This window comes from Actinosynnema sp. NPDC023658 (assembly GCF_040639995.1).
In the GTDB taxonomy this organism is placed as follows: Bacteria; Actinomycetota; Actinomycetes; order Mycobacteriales; family Pseudonocardiaceae; genus Actinosynnema.
Genome location: NZ_JBFAAX010001032.1, coordinates 601 through 1,892, shown reverse-complemented (window position 1 = coordinate 1,892; position 1,292 = coordinate 601). Strand labels below are relative to the sequence as shown.

1 protein-coding gene and 1 pseudogene are annotated in these 1,292 nt (G+C 77.0%); one reads left to right on the top strand and one right to left on the bottom strand.

The window, feature by feature from the left end; genetic code table 11:
- A partial coding sequence (locus AB0G02_RS37725; RefSeq protein ID WP_360804554.1) for a tetratricopeptide repeat protein occupies positions 1-1,079 on the top strand: 1,079 nt, incomplete at its 5' end.
- Positions 1,080-1,085: 6 nt separating this feature from the next.
- On the opposite strand, the pseudogene AB0G02_RS37720 reads toward AB0G02_RS37725, so the two are convergent.
- Positions 1,086-1,292: pseudogene (locus tag AB0G02_RS37720) on the bottom strand (hypothetical protein); the annotation flags it as partial.

The following is a 1,292-nucleotide window of genomic DNA, read 5'->3' as shown; positions in this document are numbered from 1 at the left end:
GGGCCGAGCGCCTCGCCGCCGACCACGAGAACCTCCGCGCCGCCCTGGCCTGGTACGCCGCCACCGACGACCCCGACGAACTGCGCCTCGCCGTCACCCTCGCCCCCAACTGCCGGCTGCGCGGGCGCCACGCCGAGGGCCGCCGCTGGCTGCTCGACGCCCTGGCCCGCCGTCCCGGGCTGACCCCGGCGGAACGCGCCCCCGCCGAGCTGGCCGCCGCCTTCCTCGCCCACTTCCAGGGCTCCTACGCCGAGGCCGCCCGGCTCGCGGAGGCCGCCCCCGCCGCCCTCCCCTACCCGAGCGCGGAGACGCGCTGCCTGCGCCTGCTCGGCTCCATCGCCTGCGAGCGGGGCGACTACGCCGACGCCCGGGTCCGGTACGCCGAGGCGCTCGCCCGGTGCGAGGCCGCGGGTGACGCGCCGGGCAAGGCCGACGTCCTGCAGACGACCGGCTTCACGGCGTGGTTGTCGGGCGACCTGGACACCGCCGAACCGTTGTTGGAGCGCGCCTTGCGGGCGTACGGCGCACTGGACGACCCGGAGAACGCCGCGTCCGTCCGCGTGCACCTGGCGTTCGTCGCGTGGCACCGCGGCCAGGACGAGCGGGCGCGGTGGTTGGCGGAGCAGGCCATGACCGTGTTCACCGCGCTGGACTTCCGCGAGGGCATCGCCTGGGCCGACCACCTGCTCGGGATGCTGCTGCTGACCGCCGGTGACGTCGAGGGCGCGCTGTCCACGTTGGGCAGGAGCTTGGCCGTCCACCGTGACCTGGGCGATCGGTGGCGGCAGGCGAGCGTCCTGGACGCCCTGGCGCAGGGGCACCTCGCGCTGGGCGACCCGACCGGCGCCGCCGAGCTGACCGGCCTGGCGACCGCGCTGCGCGACGACCTCGGTGTCCCGGTGCCGGCGGTCGACGAACCGGCCGTGGGGCGCACCCGCGCCGAACTCCTCGACCGGCTCGGTGACCAGCGGTGGTACGAGGCCCTCGACCGGGGTGGCGCGCTGGACGTCGCGGACCTTGTGCCCCCTGCCCGCCCCGGGGCGGAGTTCGGACCACCCCCCGCTCCGGGGACGGGCTGAGGGCGGTCAGCCGGCCACGGCGAACATCCGGCGGGCCAGGTGGAGCGAGTCGTCGACGGTGTCGAAGCCGCGGGGGAGCATGACGCGCTCGTAGGCGGCGACCGCGTCCACCAGCGACTGCTCGCCCCGAGCCGCGGAGAGCAGTTCGCCCGCGAGCGTCGCGGCGTCCTGGAGTGCGGTGGTGGCGCCGACACCGCCGGCCGGCGGCTTGGT